The sequence below is a fragment of the Parashewanella tropica genome (assembly GCF_004358445.1).
Classification (GTDB): Bacteria; Pseudomonadota; Gammaproteobacteria; order Enterobacterales; family Shewanellaceae; genus Parashewanella; species Parashewanella tropica.
On record NZ_CP037951.1, the window covers coordinates 1,121,360 to 1,138,224 of the forward strand.

Annotated in this window: 18 protein-coding genes and 3 tRNA genes; 7 read left to right on the forward strand and 14 right to left on the reverse strand. The window is 40.1% G+C overall.

From position 1 onward, the window contains the following. The first annotated feature begins 195 nt into the window (after positions 1-195). Entirely contained in the window at positions 196-1,491 is a 1,296-nt protein-coding gene (locus tag E2H97_RS04655; RefSeq protein ID WP_133406058.1) for an NAD(P)/FAD-dependent oxidoreductase, read from the forward strand. 51 nt (positions 1,492-1,542) lie between these two features. Here the strand turns inward: E2H97_RS04655 and E2H97_RS04660 are convergent, their stop codons facing one another. From E2H97_RS04660 to yiaY, 5 genes are all read right to left on the reverse strand, one after another. Next, on the reverse strand, positions 1,543-1,998 hold the full coding sequence (locus E2H97_RS04660; protein ID WP_133406059.1) for a hypothetical protein: 456 nt from the start codon (positions 1,996-1,998) through the stop codon (positions 1,543-1,545). 109 nt (positions 1,999-2,107) lie between these two features. Then, a tRNA-Phe gene (locus tag E2H97_RS04665) sits at positions 2,108-2,183 on the reverse strand. A 50-nt stretch (positions 2,184-2,233) separates the two neighbouring features. Further along, positions 2,234-2,309, reverse strand: a tRNA-Thr gene (locus E2H97_RS04670). Positions 2,310-2,329: 20 nt separating this feature from the next. Next, positions 2,330-2,405, reverse strand: a tRNA-Phe gene (locus E2H97_RS04675). A gap of 217 nt (positions 2,406-2,622) precedes the next feature. Further along, entirely contained in the window at positions 2,623-3,771 is a 1,149-nt protein-coding gene (yiaY, locus tag E2H97_RS04680; protein ID WP_133406060.1) for an L-threonine dehydrogenase, read from the reverse strand. 350 nt (positions 3,772-4,121) lie between these two features. Between yiaY and E2H97_RS04685 the strand changes: the two genes are divergently transcribed. Then, positions 4,122-4,694, forward strand: coding sequence for a pilus assembly FimT family protein (locus tag E2H97_RS04685; RefSeq protein ID WP_133406061.1), 573 nt, complete (start codon positions 4,122-4,124; stop codon positions 4,692-4,694). An 11-nt stretch (positions 4,695-4,705) separates the two neighbouring features. Here the strand turns inward: E2H97_RS04685 and E2H97_RS04690 are convergent, their stop codons facing one another. The 4 genes from E2H97_RS04690 to trhP form a co-directional block, all read right to left on the reverse strand. Then, a complete protein-coding gene (locus E2H97_RS04690) occupies positions 4,706-4,966 on the reverse strand; it encodes a YfhL family 4Fe-4S dicluster ferredoxin (protein WP_133406062.1) in 261 nt (86 codons plus the stop codon). A gap of 181 nt (positions 4,967-5,147) precedes the next feature. After that, the gene (locus E2H97_RS04695) at positions 5,148-5,573 is read right to left on the reverse strand and encodes a hypothetical protein (RefSeq protein WP_133406063.1); all 426 of its coding nucleotides are present in this window, start codon (positions 5,571-5,573) and stop codon (positions 5,148-5,150) included. Between the two features lie 91 nt (positions 5,574-5,664). After that, a complete protein-coding gene (locus E2H97_RS04700; protein WP_170308248.1) occupies positions 5,665-6,102 on the reverse strand; it encodes a hypothetical protein in 438 nt (145 codons plus the stop codon). A gap of 143 nt (positions 6,103-6,245) precedes the next feature. Beyond that, the gene (gene trhP / locus E2H97_RS04705) at positions 6,246-7,631 is read right to left on the reverse strand and encodes a prephenate-dependent tRNA uridine(34) hydroxylase TrhP (RefSeq protein WP_133406065.1); all 1,386 of its coding nucleotides are present in this window, start codon (positions 7,629-7,631) and stop codon (positions 6,246-6,248) included. Positions 7,632-7,937: 306 nt separating this feature from the next. On the opposite strand from trhP, the gene E2H97_RS04710 reads away from it, so the two are divergent. Then, positions 7,938-9,422 carry a putative bifunctional diguanylate cyclase/phosphodiesterase gene (locus E2H97_RS04710; RefSeq protein ID WP_133406066.1) on the forward strand — a complete coding sequence of 495 codons (1,485 nt, stop codon included), beginning with the start codon at positions 7,938-7,940 and terminating at the stop codon, positions 9,420-9,422. Here the strand turns inward: E2H97_RS04710 and E2H97_RS04715 are convergent. The 5 genes from E2H97_RS04715 to ettA form a co-directional block, all read right to left on the reverse strand. Next, positions 9,379-9,792: a thioesterase family protein gene (locus E2H97_RS04715; RefSeq protein ID WP_133406067.1), complete on the reverse strand. Its 414-nt coding sequence runs from the start codon at positions 9,790-9,792 to the stop codon at positions 9,379-9,381. The genes E2H97_RS04710 and E2H97_RS04715 overlap by 44 nt on opposite strands. A 63-nt stretch (positions 9,793-9,855) precedes the next feature. After that, on the reverse strand, positions 9,856-10,287 hold the full coding sequence (locus tag E2H97_RS04720; RefSeq protein ID WP_133406068.1) for a hypothetical protein: 432 nt from the start codon (positions 10,285-10,287) through the stop codon (positions 9,856-9,858). Positions 10,288-10,403: 116 nt separating this feature from the next. Beyond that, positions 10,404-10,877 (reverse strand): NYN domain-containing protein, encoded by a 474-nt coding sequence (locus tag E2H97_RS04725; RefSeq protein WP_133406069.1) that lies wholly within the window; start codon positions 10,875-10,877, stop codon positions 10,404-10,406. Further along, the gene (locus E2H97_RS04730) at positions 10,874-11,419 is read right to left on the reverse strand and encodes a dienelactone hydrolase family protein (RefSeq protein WP_133406070.1); all 546 of its coding nucleotides are present in this window, start codon (positions 11,417-11,419) and stop codon (positions 10,874-10,876) included. The genes E2H97_RS04725 and E2H97_RS04730 overlap by 4 nt, the downstream gene beginning before the upstream one ends. Positions 11,420-11,469: 50 nt before the next feature. After that, positions 11,470-13,137, reverse strand: coding sequence for an energy-dependent translational throttle protein EttA (gene ettA / locus E2H97_RS04735; protein ID WP_133406071.1), 1,668 nt, complete (start codon positions 13,135-13,137; stop codon positions 11,470-11,472). 109 nt (positions 13,138-13,246) lie between these two features. On the opposite strand from ettA, the gene E2H97_RS04740 reads away from it, so the two are divergent. The 4 genes from E2H97_RS04740 (at position 13,247) to ribD (ending at position 16,839) form a co-directional block, all read left to right on the forward strand. After that, positions 13,247-13,675, forward strand: coding sequence for a hypothetical protein (locus E2H97_RS04740; protein WP_133406072.1), 429 nt, complete (start codon positions 13,247-13,249; stop codon positions 13,673-13,675). A gap of 210 nt (positions 13,676-13,885) precedes the next feature. Continuing rightward, positions 13,886-15,139, forward strand: coding sequence for a serine hydroxymethyltransferase (gene glyA, locus E2H97_RS04745; RefSeq protein ID WP_133406073.1), 1,254 nt, complete (start codon positions 13,886-13,888; stop codon positions 15,137-15,139). A gap of 102 nt (positions 15,140-15,241) precedes the next feature. Continuing rightward, positions 15,242-15,691 carry a transcriptional regulator NrdR gene (gene nrdR / locus E2H97_RS04750; RefSeq protein WP_133406074.1) on the forward strand — a complete coding sequence of 150 codons (450 nt, stop codon included), beginning with the start codon at positions 15,242-15,244 and terminating at the stop codon, positions 15,689-15,691. Positions 15,692-15,720: 29 nt separating this feature from the next. Further along, entirely contained in the window at positions 15,721-16,839 is a 1,119-nt protein-coding gene (gene ribD, locus E2H97_RS04755; RefSeq protein ID WP_133406075.1) for a bifunctional diaminohydroxyphosphoribosylaminopyrimidine deaminase/5-amino-6-(5-phosphoribosylamino)uracil reductase RibD, read from the forward strand. Positions 16,840-16,865: the final 26 nt, after the last annotated feature.

Sequence of the window (16,865 nt, forward strand, 5' to 3'; positions counted from 1 at the left end):
ATGTGTTCAGTAAGCTTTTGGTTTTCCTGTAAAATAAAGGAGGAAACCCTTATAGACAAATTAATTTATATTAATCGGAAGGGTAAAAAAATACTCATCTTTCTTTCTTCTATTATCCTTACACTATCCGTTGTTTTTTGATAAATTAAACCAATCTCAAAGGTAGGTCAGACCAATTTACCATAAGAGGCAAATATGACTGTGAAACGAATGGTGATTGTTGGTGGTGGTGCTGGTGGTTTAGCGTTGGCATCAAAGTTAGGGCGAAAATTAGGTGTACGAAAAAAGCTCGACATCTGCTTAATTGATAAGAGCCCTATTCATATATGGAAACCCAAGTTACATGAAGTTGCGGTCGGCGCAGTCGATCGCTCACTGGATGGTTTGCTATATCGAGATCATGGGCTGAAGAATGGTTATCGATTTATGCGAGGTGAGGTGACTGGTTGTGATGTTGACGCTAATAAACTGCAACTCGCTCCTGTTTTTGCTGAGGACGGAGAACTGTTATTAGCTGAACGAGAAGTTTCTTATGATTACTTGGTTTTTGCTTTAGGCAGTGTATCTAATACCTTCGGGACTCCTGGAGCACTAGATAACTGTATTTTGCTTGACAATCTACATAACGCTGAATTGTTTCATCAGAAATTACTTGATGCATTATTGCAATTAAGTGAATCGGAGGACAAAAAACTCGGAATTGGTATTGTGGGTGCTGGAGCAACAGGTGTTGAACTTGCTGCCGAATTATTTCATGTCATTGATACGGTCAACGAATTCGGCTATCAAAATGTATCTGATGGCCACTTAGATGTTCATCTAATTGAAGCATCCCCTAAAATTTTGCCTCAACTACCTGAGAGAATTAGTGCCAGAGCACAATCCCTTTTGGATCGAATTGGCGTAAAACTCCACATAGGTGTTCACGTCAAAGAGGTGACCAAAGAGGGCTTCATCACTCATGATGGTAATCTGATCCCGTCCGATATCAAAGTATGGGCGGCTGGTGTTCAGGGGCCTGAAGTGTGTAAAAATTTCACCCAATTACCAATAACAAAGCGTAATCAAATTCAAGTTGATGAGTTCATGCGAGTAAAAGGTATAGAGAATGTCTATGCCATTGGGGACTGTGTTGAACTTGAACTCGAGGAAGGAAAATTTGCTCCACCTCGAGCGCAGGCTGCTGATCAGATGGCACATCAACTCTATAAAAATTTTGTAGGTAAGCTTAGTGGTCGTCGTGCTGAAAAAGCATTTGAATATAAAGACTATGGCTCATTAGTTTCATTAAGCCGCTTTTCTGCGGTTGGTAATTTAATGGGTAATCTAAGGTCTGGGCAGTTTTTTGTAGAAGGTCATGTTGCACGCTTAATGTATATGTCTCTATATCAGCGTCACCTTTCGAGTTTATTTGGCTACTTCTCAGCCCTTATTTATCGGATGGCTCAAAAATTACTTCGCTGGCAAAGACCAAAGCTAAAATTACATTAGTTTTTATAAGCAGCAATTAAAGGGATTCACCTTTGATTGCTGCCGTTAGTGTTAATTCCAATCTTTACAAGTCGTTTCGCTACAGCTTAACCCCACCATATCCTTTATATCACCGTTATAAATTTCTGCTTTTGATTGAGTGTTAGTCACCACTATGTGTGTTGCATGTTTTTGTACTAGATGGGGATCACTCAACACAACCATTCCGTTTTGGCTTTCTGGTGGCAAAGTTAAAGGTGTATGATTTTCCCACACAAGCTCAATCGTATTTGTTGACGCATTTTTTATCACATAACAATCCGATGAAAGATGGGCGACTTGGCATAACCCGTATCCAGTCTTAGGCAAATCTGGCGTTGAAAAGTTATTAGCATTTACTTTTGTGGGGGCATTGATCTTATAGAATGGCGAAATAGATTGCTGTAAAGGAAGTGTTGAACTGGCTGAGACAAATGGAATAGTAAAAATAGAAAAGGTTAAGCACAGGGCTTTAGATAATGTGTTCATTCTACGCTCCTACTGCATGTATCTTTTAGTAACGTATAGATACTACAAGGCTATAGGAAATAAGTAAGTTAAGAATGATTAATTTTTAAAATAGGGAATAAAATGAAAATGGTGCCCGAACCCGGAATCGAACCAGGGACACGAGGATTTTCAATCCTCTGCTCTACCAACTGAGCTATTCGGGCAATGAGATAAACAAATTGTCTATCTGTTCTCCTTTAAATAAGGAGAGAAATGGTGCCGACACCAAGAGTCGAACTCGGGACCTACTGATTACAAGTCAGTTGCTCTACCAACTGAGCTATGCCGGCACATTCTTCAAAATTAAATATGGTGCCCGAACCCGGAATCGAACCAGGGACACGAGGATTTTCAATCCTCTGCTCTACCAACTGAGCTATTCGGGCTTACTTTATTCAGGTCGCATCTACCTTTGGGTAGGCTGTCTGTCGAAGCGGGCGTAATCATATAGCGGAGTGTTCAACCTCGCAAGCTCTTTTTAATAAAAGAATGTTTGATTGCTGAGTAAGTGTTCAATCTTGTTGTAATGTCACAGTTTCTAGTACTGAAAGGCAATAAAAAAGGTCGCCGTAGCGACCTTTAGATAAATATTGTTCGATTTTATTAAAGTGCGTTTTTGAAGATTTGGCAGATTTCTTCGTGAGTCGCTTGTTTAGGGTTAGTGAAACCACAAGCATCTTTTAACGCATTGTCAGCCAAAGTCGGAATATCTTCCTCATTAACACCTAACTCAGTTAAAGACGCTGGAATATCAATGCGTGCAGAAAGTGCTTTAATTGCTTCAATACCAGCAGCCGCACCTTGCTCGTCACTCATTTCAGCTACATCAACACCCATTGCAATGGCTACATCTTTTAAACGAGCTGGAACCACTTGTGCGTTGTACTCTTGTACGTGTGGTAAAAGTAACGCATTACATACACCGTGTGGAAGGTCATAGAAACCACCAAGTTGGTGAGCCATTGCATGAACATAACCTAAGCTTGCGTTGTTAAACGCCATACCAGCTAAGAACTGAGCGTAAGCCATTTGCTCACGAGCATTGATGTTTTGACCATCTTTAACCGCATTTTCTAAGTTGTCTCTGATAAGCTCAATCGCTTTGATTGCACATGCATCAGTAATTGGGTTAGCCGCGATAGAAACGTAAGCTTCAATAGCGTGAGTTAATGCGTCCATACCAGTCGCTGCAGTTAGCGCTTTTGGTTTTTTGATCATTAGCTCAGGATCGTTTACAGATAAGATAGGTGTAGTGTTCTTATCAACGATTGCCATTTTAATATGACGGTCTTCATCAGTAATGATGCAGAAACGAGTCATCTCACTTGCAGTACCAGCAGTAGTGTTGATTGCAACTAGAGGCAGTTGTGGTTGAGCAGAAACATCAACGCCTTCGTAGTCTTTAATGCTGCCACCATTAGTTGCAACTAAAGCAATACCTTTAGCACAATCGTGTGGAGAACCACCGCCTAAAGAAATAACAAAGTCACAGTCATTTTCTTTTAGGATTTTTAGACCTGCTTCAACATTACCAACGGTTGGGTTAGGTTGAGTGCCATCAAAAATGAAAGACTCAATACTAACATCGGCAAGTTTAGCAACTAAGCCGCCTGCAATGCCGATTTCAACTAATGGCTTGTCGCTAACAATAAGTGCACGTTTGAAGCCTAAAGTTTTGATATCACCAATGGCGTCATCTACAGCGCCTTGACCTAATACATTGACTGAAGGAATAAAAAATTTAGCAGCCATAATGCGTTCCTTTTATAAAGTTTAAATTTAATGTTTAAATGCAATTCCATTTAGTTCTCAACGAAAATTAAAGGGGATTACCTCTGCTTTCGACTAATAAGTTAACAAGGTCAAAATGACTGCGCTGTGATTTAGATCAAACATTCTAAATGCTTAAAAATAATGATGAAGTTTGTGTAAGCTATGTCTGTTTTTTTATAAAATATTGACGCGTTATCACGCTATTTCATGGGGCTGTTTTAAAATCACAAATTGAGAATTTTTTCTTTTTTACTTTGGTGTGGAGTAAATATTCTATATCATTCCAACTAACTAGCTAATGGCTTTGCATTTTCTAAAATGGATTAAGAATGATGTTTGACTTAAAAGTTGCGGTTAACCGATCAGAAAAAGGATTCACTCTAATAGAGTTGGTAATGGTTATTGTGATTTTAGGGATCATAGGCGTTGTTGCTTTGCCTAAGTTCATGGATTTTAAGAAAGACGCAAGGATTGCGAAACTGCATGAGATTGCTGCATCCTTAAAGGCGGCTGTAAATTTAGCTCACACTAAAGCCGTAATGCTGAATGTACCAAAAGAGGGGAATCCAAGAATTGATATTGATGGAATAGGTCAGGGGGTTTTGTTCCGCTTTCAATATCCTTATGCAAATGCTAATGGAATTAAGCAATGGATAGATATGGATATTAAGGGATGGGGACGGACAAATGATAATACAAAAAATGAATTAGTGAGTAATGGAGCTACTTCTGCTTTTTTTCCAGGAAGACCTGCTTATAATATTACTTTTGGTGAATTGACAGGTAATGGTTCCCAGGGAGGCAGTACTACAGCACCTCAACATACGCATTGTTTTGTTCAATATGCCAATGCAACAGCAACAGATACTCCTAAAGTCACAATAGTAACAACTGGCTGCTAATTGTTGCCTTATCAATCCAGCTTGATTTTTCCAGTCAAAATCCCATATTTAACCAAAAGCTCGTCTTGAGACTCTTCTTTATTCGGATCGGGATCAATACAATCAATAGGACAGACAGAAATACAGGTTGGTTTATCGTAATGGCCTACACACTCTGTGCAAAGGTCTGGATCTATTTCGTAGATCTCTTCCCCAAATGTGATAGCCTCGTTAGGGCACTCAGGCTCACACATATCACAGTTGATACACTTGTCATTAATTAGTAATGCCACGTTGTTGATATTCCTACAATAAATTCAGTTACAGCAAGGGTTTCAGAGAATATGTACCAAGCAAGCGTGGTGACTATTGATTACCTTGAAAAGCGGCATTTTACTATAAAAGTCGGCTATGCGTAACACAATTGATAACACACATGTATCGTTGCAAGCTGTAAGTGAAATCTAATCGTATTTATTGCCAGTCTGAGCAATGGCTGGTATCACAAATTAATCCTACCCAGTTTTTGATTTGACCAGTAAATACCTGCTTGTTTGTCATTTTATTGAGAACAACGGCAGATACTTCTTCTACTACTTTATCATTGCCGAATATTTTTTCAGATTGTGGAGTAATGTCCATTGTCATATGGTCTGGCACTGGAGCCGTTACTGTCCAAGTGATAGTAAGAGTGTCATTACTCGTATTCTTTATGGGGGTACAGGTTTTGATAATGGGATCTGATTTTTGTTCGTTATTACAGGCTTCAGCACCTGTAGTCGATGTGATGTTATGTAAGGAATAATTATTAGCTAAGTTGTGTATAGCCAGTGTATTTACCGCAGAAAATGAATTAAGGCTGTATAGGGTTAGGCTTATAAATAGTGCTGACTTTCTCATGTTGATACCTTTTTGAGTTTATTGAAAATAGCCATAGAAATGAGAATGGATGAATGAGCGACCCATGAACTTGAACTAAGTTTCTCTTTTATCACTTCCATCGTCTGCACTGAACATCATTACAAATAATCCCTTGCTTGTTGTGGAGAAAGCCCCAAAAAAGCACTTTGTGAGTAATGGGATTTACTACTTTTGCAAATTCTGGAATGAAAAAGTGTCGCGAGAAAAATAGAGTGCCAGTGTTGTTTCTAAGAGTGATTTTACCCGCGTGGACACCAAATACGATGTGTGCTTCTAAACTATCTTGTGCATTAAATACGAATATAGGCATGCAGGTTCTATAACTGGCACTGTCCGTAGCTTTGCAAAGTTCCAAACCATTTTTAGGCGGGATTGGAGCAAAGTTACTATCGAAATGCATATGTTTGGTGAACATATCCTGAGTCTGATCTGATGCTAAGACAGAATATGAAAATGCAGAGTATGAAAATAATAGCAATAGGGGAAACACACGTTTTAGGTATGACATTTTACTGCCTATATAGTGGTTCATTTAAGGCACTATACCAAGTAGTAATTCGACAATGATTACCTATACATGTGCTTTTGGTTAACACTTTTTCATAAAAAAGGCACTCGGATGAGTGCCTTAGATTTTTCCGTTATTGGAATTTAAACCGTTGCGGTTTTTTCAGCTTGTGGGTTACGAGTATCTTGCCCACTTTGCAAGTTTCGTAGCAATATGCCTTTATCTAGATCCACTTCTTTAGGAACATCAAGATATACGATATGACCGTTGCCTAACCCTGCCTCTACTGCTTCACCTTTACGGTTTTCTAAGCCTTCAATTTTCAGGTTCATGTTACCTTGTGGCGTCATTAGCTCAACGCTGTCGCCAACCATAAATTTGTTTTTTACATCGATTTCAGCTAAACCAGCAGCGTTACGAACACCAGTAAGTTCACCACAGAATTGCTGAGTGTCACTTACCGAATACCCGTAATCGTAATTTTGATATTCATCATGCACGTGACGACGTAAAAATCCTTCGGTATATCCACGGTGAGCCAAGCCTTCCAATTGACGCATCAAATTCGGGTTGAACTCTTTACCCGCTACGGCATCAGCAATGGCTTGCTTATATAACTGAGCAGTACGAGCAACGTAGTAGAAAGACTTAGTACGGCCTTCGATTTTTAAAGAATCGACCCCAATTTTGGTCAAGCGTTCAACGTGTTGAATTGCACGTAAATCTTTTGAATTCATGATGTAGGTGCCATGCTCATCTTCAAAGGCAGGCATGTATTCACCAGGACGATTGGCTTCTTGAAGCAGATAAATATTATCGGTAGCTGAGCCTTCACCTAAAGTTGGCTTTTCAATCTGAACGCCATTATCGTTAGGGTTAACCGCGACTACATCACCACTTTCATCTTCTTTAGCTTCATGGGCATCGTACTTCCAACGACAAGCGTTAGTGCAAGTGCCTTGGTTTGGATCACGTTTATTGATGTAACCAGAAAGTAAGCAGCGACCTGAATAAGCCATACATAGAGCGCCATGAACGAATACTTCTAATTCGATATCTGGGCAACGTTGGCGGATTTCTTCGATTTCATCAAGTGAAAGTTCACGAGACAAGATCACACGTTTGATACCTTGTTGTTCCCAAAACTTCACTGAAGCCCAGTTAATTGCGTTCGCTTGAACTGATAGGTGAACTTCTTGATCTGGAAAAGCCTCGCGAACCATCATGATAAGACCAGGATCAGACATGATCAATGCATCTGGTTTCATTGAAACCACTGGTTCCATGTCACGAATGTATGTTTTTAATTTGGCATTGTGCGGGGCAATGTTACTTACTACATAAAGCTTTTTGCCTAATTCATGAGCTTCATCTATGCCTGTTTTTAGATTTTCTAGCTTAAAGTCGTTGTTGCGAACTCGCAAGCTATAACGAGGCTGGCCGGCATATACAGCATCTGCGCCATAGGCAAAAGCGTAACGCATATTTTTAAGGGTGCCTGCAGGAGACAATAGCTCAGGTGTAAACATAAATACTCTCAAATTTTCCAGTAACAACACCGCCACTCGCGGGGGAGCGTATTTTACTTAATCCAGCCATTAGTATGCAAATTAATCCGACAAAATTACTCGGTTTTTGATTTGTATCAATGCGCTTAAAAAATATGTACTAGAAATAAATAGAAAATTCTTAGAAAACGACTTGTCAATTCAGGGGTTTCGATCCATATTTTAGTGAATAAATATTGCGCAGTAGTTAAAAATAATAATCAGCTACAAAAGGACATACGCGTGTTAATTTTAGGGATAGCCATAACTCTTGCGATAGCTTTAGTTATGATTAGCTGGATACTGTTTAAAAAGATCAGAGAATCTCATCATGAAGATGAATTCATTAGCCAGCTGTCAAGCAAAATCGCTCACCAGATTGAGCATCGTGCACCATTAAAAATGTACGATGTTCCACTACGTTACACCATTCTGTATTCTTCGATAGCAAACTTTCTTAAAGTAATCCCTCCACCTACAGGTTTAGACAAACTTACTGGCTTGATGAATCGGATTGGGCTTAAAAGCCGTTTAGCCATGTTAATGCCAGTAAAATCAGGATTTTTTGTTCTTCTGGATATCCATCGCTTTCGATTCGTTAACAATATGTTTGGGTTTTCATTGGGTGATCAATTATTAAAGCGATTCACAGATAGATTAAAAAACATGCCTCAACGGCCTAAGTTGATGGCGAGAATGAGCGGGGCTGAATTCTTTTTATATTTTGAGCATCATCTGCCAACAGAAGAATTACTTGAATTACAGCAGCAATTGCAGGCTCCTTTAATCATCAATAATACTCCCATCAGCGTAAAGCTAAAAATGGCGGTGTTAGGGTTAAAAGAACATCATTCTGATGTTAGTACCATGCTAAAGCGCTTAGATCTTGCTCTAAAAAAGTCCGTAACCAACCCGTTACTTTTTTCAAGTTATCAAGCGGGGGATGACAGGATTCAAGACCGAGAATTGGCCATTATTGCTGCTATTCCTAAAGCCTTAAAAAAAGATGAAATGTACGTTGTATATCAACCAAAAGAGTCATTACCTTGTAGTGGATTTTCCCAAGTTGAAGCATTGATTCGATGGAACCACAACGAAATCGGGCTTATTTCACCATCAGAGTTTATTCCATTGGCTGAGCGAGCTGGGATGATCGATATAATCAGTCAATGGGTGTTAGATAAGGTATTGGCTCAGCAGGTATTATGGCGCAGTTCTGGGCTTTATACTCAAGTTGGGGTTAACTTATCATCCTCTGATTTATGCTGTGATAATTTGGTGAGAGACATCAAAAGAGGTCTAGAGAAGCACAACCTTCCAGGCGATTGCTTAAGCATAGAGTTAACAGAAAGCAGCCTGATGGAAGATACATTAAAAGCGACTCAAACTTTGCACTTATTACGTGATTTAGGGATTTCTATTGCCATTGATGATTTTGGAACAGGTCACTCTTCATTGGCGTATTTAAAAAAACTTCCGATAGATGAAGTGAAAGTAGATCGCTCGTTCTTGGAAGGTATTTTTAATGATAAAGCTTCTCTATTTATCCTTGAAACCAGTATTAGCTTACCTAAAAAGTTAGGCTTAGATGTCACGGTGGAGGGCGTTGAAACCAAAAAGGTTCGAGAGTTACTCTTAAGAATGGGAGTTAATAAAATCCAAGGTAAATTTTATTCTGAACCTCTAAAGCCTTTTGAATTAGAATTGCAATGGGATGAACTCAGCAAAACTAGAATTGCTGAGTTAACTCGGCCATCAATGTATTTGGTATAGCTGCTAACTGCCTATTGGTATTCATGCAAACCATTTCGATTTTTGCAATAACGGCAGGCTTAGTGGCATTAGGACGATAAATCTCTTGATGCCAAACGGTACGATACTGACTTTCAATATAAAATTGAGTCCTTACATCAATAATATCACTAAACTCAACGCCTTCTTGGCATGTCATTTCACTCTTATAAACGGCAAAGCCAAGTTGCTCTTGTTCCCATAGCTGCTTTAATCTTTTCGCACCAATGACATGCTCTCTAGCTCTTTCAAAATACTTTAAAAAATTTGGATGGTATACCACTCCTGAAAAATCAGTGTCTTCGTAATAAATTTGGATGGGAAAGTGAAACGTTTGGCTTAGATTGCGCATAAGTTTAAAAACGGTAAACAAATATAGCTTAAGTTTACCGTCGCAAGAGAAGATTAGATAGTTTCAGTTTGGAATAACACTCTTATTATCACAATGATAAAGAGTTGTTTGTTGATCTCCATTGTATTTTATATCAATGACCATAAACGAACCTTTAGGGCCAATTGAAATCGAATTTGTTGTGAGGATTTCGTTTAAATCATTGTCGTACATATGGCTTGTGAAGCTAAGTCCGATGTATTTGTTATCTTGGTCATCTGAAACTACTCGAGCGCCGTTGTTTATAGAGTAATACAAACGATAGAGTGGAAAATCGGAGTTAGTATCAACGCTTCCTCTTGTTTTCAAAACTTGACACTGAGCAAGCAAAACGGATACTCCCGTTGCTTTATGATCAGATAATGCTTGAAAAGAATTTGTGTTTATTTGTGCGTTTGCATAATGACATAAGAAAAATAAAGCTAGGCTACAACCTAATAAAGCTGGCTTTTTCATAGATTTCTCCATGCAGATATTGGGTTTTAGTCTCTGAAGTGGAAATAACAGAGAGTCGTCTTATGATAAGCGCAAGATAGGGGGGAGAGTTAGTTAAAAGAGTTTTATCTTATAGGTTACTTTAATAGTTCATTATCAATAGTTATAAAATGGTTTGCAGAGTCGATAAGAGACTTAGCAGTCAAACTTGGCACACCATATACAGTGGATTGAGTACCGAAAACAGTTTTGACTCTATCCAGTAACAGGCTAAAGTCCCCATCGTCTGAGAGTAAAACAACTTTATCAACGTTTTTCGCAGCTTCATACACGTCTAGGGTTATACCCACATCCCAGTCGCCTTTCGCTGAGCCATCTGTACGCTGAATAAATGGCTTAAGTTTTACATCAAATCCGATATGCCTTAAAGCATCTTGAAACTTAATTTGACCGTCATCATTTCGCGCAATGGCATAGGCGTTTGCTATGGTTATATCACCTTGTTTACTAAGTTGAGACCAAAATTTACGATAGTCAAATTGGCGACCGTAAGCTTCTTTAGTGGTGTAATAAATATTTTGAACATCGACAAATACAGCGATTTTTTTCACAAGTGCTCCTTAATAAACGCTACATACTCTTGATAACCGTTGAGTGAATAGTTAGCTGAGCATTGATTCATAAATCCGTGAAGATATTCAGTTCTAACTATTTCAGTATTCGGTTTAGTTTCGAGCATATCTAAAACAGTTGGTAAATCAAAATGTAGTTCTTCTCTTGGCATGATATGAACTGTTTTAAACTTAGGAGTTACACATAGAGCATGCCTAATTTGTCCACCGTAGAAACACATTGCAGTTTGAATTTTATCTTGATTAATACTACCCGCAATATTCCAAATGACAGATGCTCCGGCACTGAATCCAATCAAGTTAACAGGAGTCCTTAATTCATTTAATAATTTAGTAAGCGATCTCGTGTACGAATCTATCCCAGAGTATTCCATAAAGTAGGAGTATGCCTGATGCTCATTTTTAAAGCTCATTAACTGACCATCATAAGGATCGTGGATGATTGCTTCTGCTTCAACTTCAGATACTAGCTTGTGAAGATAGGGGGTTATGCCCCAAATATCGCTGACGACAATATTCATATATGCCTTAAAAAAACAGAGGCCCCATGGCCTCCGTCGATATATCTGAATTACTTGCTAATACGCTTGTATTTCAATCTGTGTGGTTCAATCACATCAGTACCCAAATGCTCTTTTAACCATGCAGAGTATTCGGTGTAGTTACCTTCGTAGAAGTTCACTTGACCTTCATCACGGTAATCGAGGATGTGTGTACAAATTCTATCGAGGAACCAACGGTCATGCGAAATCACCATGGCACAACCAGGGAATTCAACAATAGCTTCTTCTAGAGCACGCAGAGTTTCAACGTCAAGATCGTTCGTTGGTTCATCGAGAAGAAGAACGTTACCGCCAGCTTGAAGTAGTTTAGCTAAATGAACACGGTTACGCTCACCACCAGATAAGCTGCCAATGATTTTCTGCTGATCGCCACCTTTAAAGTTAAAGCGGCCCACATAAGCACGGCTTGGGATTTCCATATTGTTGATTCGAATGATGTCTTGACCGCCAGAAATTTCTTCCCAGATGGTGTTTTTATCATTCATTGAATCACGGAACTGCTCAACTGAAGCAAGTTGTACTGTATCACCCAGTTCGATGCTACCGCTATCGGGTTGTTCCGAGCCTGAAAGCATACGGAATAGGGTGGATTTACCCGCACCGTTTGCACCAATAATACCGACGATTGCGCCTTTAGGTACGGTAAATGATAGATCGTCGATAAGAACTCGATCGCCATATGACTTAGTAAGGTTATTGACTTCAATGACCTTGTCACCTAAGCGTGGACCCGGTGGAATAAATAGCTCGTTGGTCTCATTACGCTTTTGGTAATCGTTGGTGTTCAGTTCTTCAAAGCGAGCCATACGCGCCTTACCTTTAGACTGACGACCTTTAGAACCTTGGCGAACCCACTCTAATTCTTTAGCAATGGTTTTCTGGCGAGCACTTTCTGCCGCAGATTCTTGCTTCAAACGTACATCTTTTTGTTCAAGCCATGAGGTATAGTTACCTTCCCATGGGATGCCTTCACCACGGTCAAGTTCCAAAATCCAACCCGCAGCATTATCAAGGAAATAACGGTCATGGGTAATCGCCACAACAGTACCTGAATATTCGTGAAGGAAGTTTTCAAGCCATGCAACAGATTCTGCATCCAAGTGGTTGGTTGGCTCATCAAGAAGCAACATTTCTGGTTTTTCAAGCAGCAGTCGGCAAATCGCGACACGACGACGCTCACCACCTGATAGCACTTCAATTTTTTCGTCCCAATCAGGTAGACGAAGGGCGTTTGCCGCGCGGTCTAAAATGACATCAAGGTTATGAGCATCTTGAGATTGAATAATCGCTTCAAGTTCACCTTGTTCTTTGGCTAACGCATCAAAGTCAGCATCTGGCTCGGCATAAGCGGCATACACTTCATCAAGACGAGTTAGGGCATTTTTCGCTTCAGCTACTGCTTCTTCAATGGTTTCTCGAACCGTTTTGCTTTCATCAAGCTTAGGTTCTTGAGGAAGGTAACCAATCTTAAGTCCCGGCATCGGGCGAGCTTCACCTTCAATCTCGGTATCAATACCCGCCATGATACGAAGTAACGTTGATTTACCTGCGCCGTTTAAACCAAGAACACCGATTTTGGCGCCCGGATAAAAGCTTAATGAAATGTCTTTAAGGATTTGCTTTTTGGGTGGAACAACCTTGCCCACACGCAACATGCTATATACGAATTGTGCCATTGGTTATTTCTAAAATAAGAGTAAAGTGAATTAAATTGTATTGTAATCCTATGAAAACTTAAACAGAGACTTTTATGCGTTATTAAAAACGCAAGACGAGGATGATGAAATGACTACTAAAGTTGGTGTTACTTTAACCTCTGACGATAATCCTAGCTCCAGTAAACAAGACGAGTCATCCTCAGATTCGCTTGCAGAGCAAAAAATTAATCAGATCAATTCTCCGATAGGCAAATCTCACAGATCTTTGAACCCTAAAGATATAACTCGATTTATGTCTGTGGCTCAAACTTGCCAGTCACTGTTTGATTTGCGACTTTTTGCTGAGCATCTCCAGCTGCCTTCAGTTTCAATCAAAACCATTTTTAAGCGTTCTAATGGCGAACAAGAAACACTGAAAAATATTTGGCTGACCTATTATGACAGTATGTGTAGTCCCTACGATACTCAAACGGTATTAAAGGCTCTGCAACAGGCCGCTTTTGATGAAACGTCTTTTGCGGTGATCCAAAAAGAGTTTTGGTCGGTATTTTCATAATATAGCTATGCGCCGATATCAAAAATGCATTGAATGCCAAGGGAATGTTCTAAAAACAAAACAGTGTGAAAAAACGGTTTAATTTACTGGGATTATGTTACACGAAAGAGTAAAATGCGGCGCAAACTATACAAGTTGCGAATGAGTTAAAGCTAGCAACCAAATAATTAAACTACACCCACACTTACGTTATTTTTTTCGGAGAAAATAATGCAGCAACATAACATGACTATCGCTGATTTTGACCCAGAATTGGCTCAAGCGATGCAAAAAGAAAAAGTGCGTCAAGAAGAACACATTGAACTCATTGCTTCGGAAAACTACACCAGTGCACGAGTAATGGAAGCTCAAGGTTCTGTGCTAACGAATAAGTACGCAGAGGGTTATCCGAGTAAGCGTTATTATGGTGGCTGTGAACATGTTGATGTTGTAGAAACTCTTGCTATCGAGCGTGTTAAAGAGCTTTTTGGTGCCGTTTACGCAAACGTGCAACCACACTCGGGTTCTCAAGCTAACTCAGCGGTATACATGACGCTATTGCAACCTGGAGACAAAGTGTTGGGCATGAACCTAGCACATGGTGGTCACTTAACTCACGGTTCACCGGTTAACTTTTCTGGCAAGCTATATGACATTGTGCCTTATGGTATTGACGAATCAGGTAAGATTGATTATCAAGAGCTTGAGCAATTAGCCGTAGAGCACAAACCAAAAATGATCATTGGTGGTTTTTCAGCTTACTCAGGCATTGTCGACTGGGCTAAATTACGTGAAATCGCAGATAAAATAGGAGCTTACTTATTTGTTGATATGGCGCACGTTGCAGGTTTGATTGCTGCAGGTGTTTACCCAGATCCATTACCTCACGCGCACGTTGTAACGTCTACAACTCATAAAACTTTAGCTGGTCCTCGTGGTGGAATTATCTTGTCTGCGGAGCAAGACGAAGATTTACACAAGAAGTTAAACTCTGCCGTATTCCCTGGTGGTCAAGGTGGCCCGTTGATGCATGTCATTGCGGGTAAAGCAGTAGCATTTAAAGAAGCACTATTACCAGAGTTTAAAACTTACCAACAGCAAGTGGTTAAAAATGCTAAAGCTATGGTTGAAGTATTCCTAGAGCGCGGTTACAAAATCGTTTCTGGCGGAACTGAAAATCACCTAATGTTAGTTGACTTGATTGGGCGTGAGCTAACGGGTAAAGAGGCTGATGCCGCGTTAGGTAGTGCTAACATCACTGTTAATAAAAACTCAGTGCCGAATGATCCTCGCTCGCCATTTGTAACTTCGGGTATTCGAATTGGTACACCGGCAATTACTCGTCGTGGATTTAAAGAAGCAGAAGCTCAAACATTAACTCACTGGATTTGTGATGTTTTAGATGACGCACATAACGAAGATGTGATTAATCGAGTTAAGCAACAAGTCCTTGAGCTTTGCGGTCGCTTCCCAGTCTACAAATAAAAAGCATAAGTAGCAGAAGCACTTGAAATAAGATAGAATCTTGTGGCCGAAAGAGAACTCTTTCGGCCACTTTTTTTGGGTCATGGCAACACAGGGGGCACAATGCATTGTCCATTTTGTAATAAAACAGATACGAAAGTGATTGACTCTCGCTTAGTCTCAGAAGGACATCAAGTTAGGCGTCGCCGTGAATGTACCTGTTGCCATGAGCGTTTTACCACCTTTGAAGGTGCTGAGCTTGTAATGCCTAAGGTCATCAAAAGTGACGGAAGTCGCCAGCCTTTTGATGAAGAAAAGCTTCGCAGAGGGATGACCATTGCCGCTGAAAAACGTCCTGTTTCAGTTGAGCAAATTGAGCAAGCCTTAGCTAAAATAAAATCGACTTTGCGCGCAACAGGTGAACGCGAAATAAAATCTCAAATGATTGGCAACCTAATGATGGAGCAATTGATGACTTTAGATAAAGTCGCCTATATTCGCTTTGCATCTGTATATCGAGCGTTTGAAGATGTGTCTGAATTTGGCGAAGCTATCGCTAAATTACAAAAGTAATCCTGATCTATTCACCGGAACTCCATACCATGTGGTCGACTTTTGATAGAAAAATGATGACCAGAGCCTTGCAGCTCGCTGCTAAAGGCAAATATACCACTCGCCCTAATCCTAATGTTGGCTGCGTTATCACCCAAGGTGAACACGTCGTTGGTGAAGGCTTTCATCAACGAGCTGGTGAGCCTCACGCTGAGGTCCATGCACTAAATCAAGCACAAGGCCAAACTCAAGGGGCGACAGCGTACGTTACACTAGAGCCTTGTAGTCACTACGGGCGAACGGGCCCTTGTGCCTTAGCTTTAGTTGAAGCAAAAGTAGCAAGAGTTGTGATCGCCGCGGATGATCCAAACCCCCAAGTGTCTGGTCGAGGCATTAAGCTCTTAAAAGATGCGGGTATTGAAGTAGAGTCAGGTTTGTATGCTGAGCAGTCTCGTAGTCTCAATTTAGGTTTTATGACCAAAATGGAGACCAGCCGACCTTACGTGACGTTAAAGATTGCGGCAAGTTTGGATGGCAAGACGGCATTATCTAACGGCATCTCCAAATGGATCACAGGAACAGAAGCTCGCCAAGATGTTCAACGAATGCGTTTACGACACTGTGCGGTGGTTACTGGGATTAACACTGTACTTGACGATGATTGCAGTCTTAATGTTCGTTATGAAGAACTTGGTTCATTAACTCATGAGTTAGAGCAAGAGGATATCAAGCAACCATTAAGAGTGGTACTTGATTCACATTGTAGAATGCCGTTTACAGCTAAACTCTTACAAATTGACTCACCTGTAGTATTGATTTCAACACAAGAATATCCGCAAAAATTCAAAGACAAACTGCCAAACCATGTTCAATGTCAGCTCATGCCTGAAAATAATGGGCGAGTTTGTTTAGATGCATTAATGGATTTTCTCGCTCAAAGTTGTAACTCAATCATGATTGAAGCTGGAGCGACGCTTGTTGGGAGTTTTGTTAATGAGCAATTGGCCGACGAGCTTTACTTATATCAAGCGCCCAAAATTCTAGGCAGTTGTGGCAGAAATATGTTGCAGTTGCCCGACTATCAAAAGATGTCAGACTTGCCCACGTTCACTTTGCTGGAAAGTGGGCAACTCGGGCAAGATACTCGAATGCGCTTCAAATTGAATTAACCGAACTAAATTAATCACAAAGCCTT

What these genes read in the sequence shown, in the direction of transcription:
- trhP (WP_133406065.1), bottom strand. Translation starts at nt 7,631, where the DNA reads ATGTTTACACCTGAGCTATTGTCTCCTGCAGGCACCCTTAAAAATATG.
- E2H97_RS04720 (WP_133406068.1), bottom strand. Translation starts at nt 10,287, where the DNA reads ATGAAAAAGCCAGCTTTATTAGGTTGTAGCCTAGCTTTATTTTTCTTA.
- E2H97_RS04710 (WP_133406066.1), top strand. Translation starts at nt 7,938, where the DNA reads ATGATTAGCTGGATACTGTTTAAAAAGATCAGAGAATCTCATCATGAA.
- yiaY (WP_133406060.1), bottom strand. Translation starts at nt 3,771, where the DNA reads ATGGCTGCTAAATTTTTTATTCCTTCAGTCAATGTATTAGGTCAAGGC.
- E2H97_RS04660 (WP_133406059.1), bottom strand. Translation starts at nt 1,998, where the DNA reads ATGAACACATTATCTAAAGCCCTGTGCTTAACCTTTTCTATTTTTACT.
- E2H97_RS04700 (WP_170308248.1), bottom strand. Translation starts at nt 6,102, where the DNA reads ATGTCATACCTAAAACGTGTGTTTCCCCTATTGCTATTATTTTCATAC.
- nrdR (WP_133406074.1), top strand. Translation starts at nt 15,242, where the DNA reads ATGCATTGTCCATTTTGTAATAAAACAGATACGAAAGTGATTGACTCT.
- E2H97_RS04655 (WP_133406058.1), top strand. Translation starts at nt 196, where the DNA reads ATGACTGTGAAACGAATGGTGATTGTTGGTGGTGGTGCTGGTGGTTTA.
- glyA (WP_133406073.1), top strand. Translation starts at nt 13,886, where the DNA reads ATGCAGCAACATAACATGACTATCGCTGATTTTGACCCAGAATTGGCT.
- E2H97_RS04730 (WP_133406070.1), bottom strand. Translation starts at nt 11,419, where the DNA reads ATGAATATTGTCGTCAGCGATATTTGGGGCATAACCCCCTATCTTCAC.
- E2H97_RS04685 (WP_133406061.1), top strand. Translation starts at nt 4,122, where the DNA reads ATGATGTTTGACTTAAAAGTTGCGGTTAACCGATCAGAAAAAGGATTC.
- E2H97_RS04740 (WP_133406072.1), top strand. Translation starts at nt 13,247, where the DNA reads ATGACTACTAAAGTTGGTGTTACTTTAACCTCTGACGATAATCCTAGC.
- E2H97_RS04715 (WP_133406067.1), bottom strand. Translation starts at nt 9,792, where the DNA reads ATGCGCAATCTAAGCCAAACGTTTCACTTTCCCATCCAAATTTATTAC.
- E2H97_RS04695 (WP_133406063.1), bottom strand. Translation starts at nt 5,573, where the DNA reads ATGAGAAAGTCAGCACTATTTATAAGCCTAACCCTATACAGCCTTAAT.
- ribD (WP_133406075.1), top strand. Translation starts at nt 15,721, where the DNA reads ATGTGGTCGACTTTTGATAGAAAAATGATGACCAGAGCCTTGCAGCTC.
- ettA (WP_133406071.1), bottom strand. Translation starts at nt 13,137, where the DNA reads ATGGCACAATTCGTATATAGCATGTTGCGTGTGGGCAAGGTTGTTCCA.